6 protein-coding genes are annotated in these 5446 nt (G+C 54.4%); 1 reads left to right on the top strand and 5 read right to left on the bottom strand.

Features of this window, described 5'->3' with window-relative positions:
* Nucleotides 1–138: 138 nt before the first annotated feature.
* From BDE01S_RS08030 to BDE01S_RS08010, 5 genes are all read right to left on the bottom strand, one after another.
* Nucleotides 139–765: an IMPACT family protein gene (locus tag BDE01S_RS08030; RefSeq protein ID WP_066079891.1), complete on the bottom strand. Its 627-nt coding sequence runs from the start codon at nt 763–765 to the stop codon at nt 139–141.
* A gap of 136 nt (nt 766–901) precedes the next feature.
* On the bottom strand, nt 902–1843 hold the full coding sequence (locus tag BDE01S_RS08025) for an electron transfer flavoprotein subunit alpha/FixB family protein (RefSeq protein WP_066079887.1): 942 nt from the start codon (nt 1841–1843) through the stop codon (nt 902–904).
* 11 nt (nt 1844–1854) lie between these two features.
* Complete coding sequence (locus BDE01S_RS08020; RefSeq protein ID WP_066079884.1) at nt 1855–2604, bottom strand: electron transfer flavoprotein subunit beta/FixA family protein; 750 nt, start codon at nt 2602–2604, stop codon at nt 1855–1857.
* A 192-nt stretch (nt 2605–2796) separates the two neighbouring features.
* Nucleotides 2797–3789 carry a lipopolysaccharide heptosyltransferase I gene (gene waaC, locus BDE01S_RS08015; protein ID WP_066079881.1) on the bottom strand — a complete coding sequence of 331 codons (993 nt, stop codon included), beginning with the start codon at nt 3787–3789 and terminating at the stop codon, nt 2797–2799.
* Nucleotides 3790–3914: 125 nt separating this feature from the next.
* Nucleotides 3915–4550 (bottom strand): nicotinamidase, encoded by a 636-nt coding sequence (locus BDE01S_RS08010; protein ID WP_066079878.1) that lies wholly within the window; start codon nt 4548–4550, stop codon nt 3915–3917.
* 161 nt (nt 4551–4711) lie between these two features.
* Here BDE01S_RS08010 and tsaA point away from each other — a divergent pair, with 161 nt between their 5' ends.
* Nucleotides 4712–5386 (top strand): tRNA (N6-threonylcarbamoyladenosine(37)-N6)-methyltransferase TrmO, encoded by a 675-nt coding sequence (tsaA, locus tag BDE01S_RS08005; RefSeq protein ID WP_066079890.1) that lies wholly within the window; start codon nt 4712–4714, stop codon nt 5384–5386.
* Nucleotides 5387–5446: the final 60 nt, after the last annotated feature.

The following is a 5446-nucleotide window of genomic DNA, read 5'->3' as shown; positions in this document are numbered from 1 at the left end:
GCCAACGCCGTAGCAGAAATAACGCTCCGACTATATTCCGCAGAGCAGGGCGCAGCCGGAACATTGCCCGGCCAGCTTGGAATTATAGCCGATTTGACTGAGTTTAAACAGCCTTCATCCTTGCTTTTAAACGGTTTTTCAGACGGCATCTTCTTCAGGCGCAGCGTCTGCTTCTATGTGTATCTGGCGGGTATGCTGCCATGCTGCGATGCAGGCATCGTAAGCCGCCAGCGGCAGCCTGACGGTCAGCGCGCAGTCCAACTGCAAATCCTGCTGCACCACCATGCCCTGATGCTGCCTGGCAATCCGGATGGCATCGTTGAGATGCGGGTATTCGCAACGTATGCGTATGGTTTTCTCGACATTTTTTTCAACAATATCCGCCGCCGCCAAGGCCTCCGCCGTGGCGGTTTTATAGGCATGAATCAAACCGGGTACGCCCAGCAGCGTGCCGCCGAAATAGCGCACCACCACCACCAATACGTCCGTCAATTCCGCCGAGTCAATCTGCCCCAAAATCGGCCGACCCGCGCTGCCGGAAGGCTCGCCGTCGTCGTTGGCACGAAACTGCATACCCTCCGTACCCAAGCGGTAGGCATAGCACCAATGCCGGGCTTTGTGATGGGTTTCTCGCAAAAAATCCACATGCTGCTTGATGTCTGCTACGGTTTGAACAGGATATGCAAAGGCGATAAAGCGGCTGCCTTTGTCTTTAAACTCGGCTTCTATCGGCGCGCTGATGGTTTTATAGGTTTCAATAGCCATAATATAAAAATTCAGACGGCCTTTCCGCAATCAACCGATGCCTGTGCATCGGCTGCCCACAGGCCGTCTGAAAGTTTCACGTGAAACAATTATAGTCGGATAAAATCAAAACAAGAAATATTTTATCATTTTGATTTTAAACAACTTTCTTTAATTCACCCACCAATTGGGGCACAACTTCAAACAAATCGCCGACAATGCCGTAATCCGCAATATTGAAGATGGGCGCTTCCGGGTCTTTATTAATGGCAACGATGACTTTGCTGTCCTGCATACCGGCGGTATGCTGGATTGCGCCGGAAATACCGGCAGCGATATACAGCTGCGGCGCGACGACTTTGCCGGTCTGGCCGACTTGGGCATCATTCGGCGCATATTCGGCATCTACCGCAGCACGGGTAGCTCCGATGGCCGCACCCAATACATCGGCCAAAGGCGTCAATACTTCGTTAAATTTTTCCGCGCTGCCCAAAGCCCGGCCGCCGGATACCACGATTTTGGCCTGGGTCAGCTCAGGGCGCTCCGATTGGGTCAGTTCGCGCGATACAAAGCGGCTCAGGTTTTGTGCAGGCGTTGCTTCGGTTTCCAGCACTTCCGCATTGCCGCCGGACGCAGCAGCGGCATCAAAAGCCGTAGCGCGTACGGTCAGAACCAATTTTTCCGCATCACTTTGTACGGTTTCAAACGCATTACCGGCGTAAATAGGGCGCACGAATGTTTGGCCGTCCACCACTTCGGTTAAATCGGATACTTGCGGCGCATCCAGCAAAGCCGCCACGCGCGGCAGCAGGTTTTTACCGAAAGCGGTCGCCGTCGCCGCAATATAGCGGTAATCCGTGGCCAAACGGGCCACCAGCGGCGCCAGTTCTTCGGCCAGGCCTTCGGCATAATGCGCGGCTTCCGCCCGCAAAACTTTACCGACCCCGGCAACCTGCTTGACTGCATCGGCAACGGCTGCGGCGCCGCTACCCGCCACCAATACGTGCACTTCGCCCAATTTGGCCGCAGCGGTTACGGCGTGCAAGGTAGCGGGATTTAATTGTTGATTGTCATGTTCGGCAATAATCAAAACGCTCATTTCTCGCTCCTTCAAATCACTTTGGCTTCGTTTTTCAGCTTGGCAACCAGCTCGGCCGCATCGGCCACTTTCACACCGGCCTGGCGCGCTTTCGGTTCAGACACTTTCACCACACGCAGGCGCGCGGCGGTATCTGCGCCCAAATCGGCGGGCGTGAGCTTTTCAAGCGGCTTTTTCTTGGCGGCCATGATGTTCGGCAGCTTCACAAAGCGCGGCTCATTCAGACGCAAATCCGTGCTAATCACAGCAGGCAGCTTCAAAGCCAGCGTTTCCTCGCCGCCGTCGATTTCGCGAGATACGGTGACTTCGCCGTCGCCGATGCTGACTTTGGAAGCAAACGTTGCCTGCGGCGCATTCAGCAGGGCGGCGAGCATTTGCGCGGTTTGGTTGGCATCGTCGTCGATGGCCTGCTTACCCAAAAGCAAGAGTTGCGGCTGCTCTTTATCCGCAATGGTTTTCAACATTTTCGCGACGGCCAGCGGCTCCAATTTGGCATCGGTTTCCACATGAATGGCGCGGTCGGCGCCCATAGCCAAAGCGGTACGCAAGGTTTCTTCGCATTTTTTTTCGCCCAGCGATACCGCCACGATTTCGCTGACTTTTCCGGCTTCTTTCAAGCGCACGGCTTCTTCCACCGCAATTTCGTCAAACGGGTTCATCGACATTTTGACATTGCCGATATCCACATCCGAACCGTCGGCTTTTACACGGACTTTGACATTGTAGTCCACGACACGCTTTACAGCGACCAGAGCTTTCATGCAATTCTCCTAGCGGAATTTCAAAAAAATGGGTTGGCGGTAGGGGCGGGCGCAAACGGCAGGCGGTGTGCTTTATCACATTCAAACGGCATCAAGCCAATCGGAAAACCGCAGCACCATATATGCTTTAAAGACAGGGTTTTTCAGACGGCCTTATTTATCTCAAGTATCCGCTTGCTGTCGGATATGCGCTTAAATCCTTGCATCATCAGGCTGCGCGGCCCGCTTGGCAGCAATACATTGCATCAATGTGGTACGAACTTCCGCTACCGTCGGAGTCACGCCGGCATTTCCGGTATTCCGCGCCCAGGCGGAAACCTGCACGCCGGTTTTCAACGGATCGGTATCGGTAAACACTCCGACCACCGGCGTATCCAACGCATTAGCCAAATGCAGCAGGCCGGTATCCACGCCGATAACGCCCCGGGCATGTTTGAGCAGATAGGCGGCCTGCAATAAATTCATTTTGTCGCACACAAGCGCAAAAGGCAGCGCGGCGGCAATCTGCTGCGCCCGCTGCCGCTCTGTTTCATTGCCCCAGGGCAGGTAAACCGCAGCGCCGCTTTCATCGTGCACTTTCTGCAACAACTCCACCCAATGATTAACCGGCCACAATTTGCTGTCACGGCTGGTGGCGTGCAGCGCTACATAATAAGGCTGCTGCACATTATTCAGACGGCCTGCTTCGGGCACGGTCAAACCAAAATCCAAAGTTTGCGGCAATTCATAGCCAAAAACCTGTGCAAACAAGGCACGGTTGCGCCAAACTGCGCTTCTGCCTTTTTCCACGGCATAGCCTTCACGGTAAAACAGAGCCGCCAAACTTTCGCGCGCGCTGGCCTTATCCAAGCCTTTTATCGGCGCGGCAGCCATTTTGGCAAACAGGGCGCTTTTCAATAAACCCTGGCTGTCTAAAACAAAGTCATAGGCTTCGTTTTGCAAATCTGTTTTCAGACGGCCGATTTCCCGCCACGTTTCCCGACTACCCAGCTGCTTACGCCATTGCCGCCAGCGCATACTGTGCACTTTTTTCACAAACGGATGCAGGCGCGCAATATCCGCAAAGCCGGCTTCACTCAGCCAATGCAGCTCCACATCGGGGCAGAAGCGGGATAAATCTTCTACCGCCGGCAGGGTATGGATTAAATCCCCCATACTGGATAAGCGCACAAGTAAGATTTTCATAACACCGCCTGTTTCACGTGAAACATTGCCAAAAAAAGCCGTCTGAATTTTATATAGTCAAGTAACTAAAATCAGAATAAGACAAACTCAATATCATCAAATCTTTCTGATTAAATTAATATAACTTATTGATTTTTAATATAATTATGGATTTCCACGGCATTTTCCAATACCACCGCGCCGGCTTGCATCATCAGCTCCCAAGCGTGTTCCACCGTTTCCGGCGCAATGCCGCGACAGGCCGCCGCATTGACAATCACCGTCCAATCGCCGCCTTTCAGCAGCTGCAATACCGTGGTTTTCACGCAGTAATCCGTAGCCAGGCCGCCGACAATCACGGTTTTTACCTGCTTGGCACGCAGCCATTCCAGCAGCCCCGTACTCAATTTTTCGCCGATGTCGTGAAAACACGCGCCGTAAGGGTGAAACTCGGGGTCCACGCCTTTCCATACGCAGAAATCGTATTCTTTCGCAGCCGGCAGGCCGTCGAGCAGCTCATAGCCGTAGCTGCCCACGATGGCATGGGATACCCAGGTCACATCGGCTTCCGGCAGGCCGGTCGGCTTGAGCATCTGCTCGGGCTTTTCCACCAGCCATTTCGCATACGGGCTGTGCGCGTCTTTCGTCATCACCCGCAAATCCGCCAGCAATGCCTGCGCGTTTAATTCCGCCACAATCGTATCGCCCTCGAGCACCGGCAACTCGGCCGGGCAAAGCGGCGAAAACGTCTTTTGCGCGTCCACATCAATCGAAACAATCATAGCCGTACGGAAAAGTTATACCATCGCGCATTATAGCAAACCATAGCGCAACAGGGGCAAATATCGCCGCCGCAAAAGCCGTCTGAAAAGCCTTGCCCGATTGGTTTTTTTAAGCATTTCGCTATATCATGCCTTTTTCCATTTTTCAGACGGCCACCGCCATGCAGCACACCATCGCCGCCATCGCCACCGCCCGCAGCCCCTACAAACAGAAATTCGGCATCGCCCGCCAGCCCGGGCTGGTACCCGCCGCCGAAGTCTGCATCGAGCTTCAGCCCGAATTCAATGCCGACAGCGTGCGCGGCTTGGCCGATTTCGAATACCTGTGGATCAGTTTCATCTTCCACGATGCCGTCAGCGAAGGCTGGTCGCCGCTGGTGCGCCCGCCGCGCCTGGGCGGACGGCAGAAAATGGGCGTATTCGCCACCCGCAGCCCGCACCGCCCCAACCATCTCGGCCTCTCCCTGCTGAAATTGGAGCGCATCGAAACCGGCAAAACCGTCAAACTCTATTGCAGCGGCGCCGACCTGCTCGACGGCACACCCATCGTCGATATCAAGCCCTACATCCCCTTTGTCGAAGCCAAACCCGAAGCCGCCAGCGGCTTTGTCAGCGGCAAGCCGCAAGAATTGGCCGTCATCTGGGCAAACGGCATCGGCGCAGATTTGCCCGCCAACGAGCGCGCCCTTATCGCCCAAAGCATCGCCCAAGACCCGCGCCCCGCCTATCAGGATATCCCCGAGCGCGTGTATGTGATGAATATTTCGGCTTACGAAGTAAAGTTTCAAATTCAAAACGATACTGCAACCGTGATTGCCGTTGAGTATGCAGATTAAAGTTATCCACAACTTTCAGACGGCAAGTAACGGTTGTAGGTGTAAGAAATCCTAGCGTTA

Origin of the sequence: Bergeriella denitrificans NBRC 102155 (assembly GCF_001592185.1) — a bacterium.
Taxonomy (GTDB): Bacteria; Pseudomonadota; Gammaproteobacteria; order Burkholderiales; family Neisseriaceae; genus Neisseria; species Neisseria denitrificans.
This window is presented reverse-complemented; position numbering and strand designations above follow the sequence as displayed.

Excerpts from the sequence above, each read along its gene's own strand:
- BDE01S_RS08030 (WP_066079891.1), bottom strand. The coding sequence starts at position 765 with ATGGCTATTGAAACCTATAAAACCATCAGCGCGCCGATAGAAGCCGAG.
- waaC (WP_066079881.1), bottom strand. The coding sequence starts at position 3,789 with ATGAAAATCTTACTTGTGCGCTTATCCAGTATGGGGGATTTAATCCAT.
- tsaA (WP_066079890.1), top strand. The coding sequence starts at position 4,712 with ATGCAGCACACCATCGCCGCCATCGCCACCGCCCGCAGCCCCTACAAA.
- BDE01S_RS08010 (WP_066079878.1), bottom strand. The coding sequence starts at position 4,550 with ATGATTGTTTCGATTGATGTGGACGCGCAAAAGACGTTTTCGCCGCTT.
- BDE01S_RS08020 (WP_066079884.1), bottom strand. The coding sequence starts at position 2,604 with ATGAAAGCTCTGGTCGCTGTAAAGCGTGTCGTGGACTACAATGTCAAA.
- BDE01S_RS08025 (WP_066079887.1), bottom strand. The coding sequence starts at position 1,843 with ATGAGCGTTTTGATTATTGCCGAACATGACAATCAACAATTAAATCCC.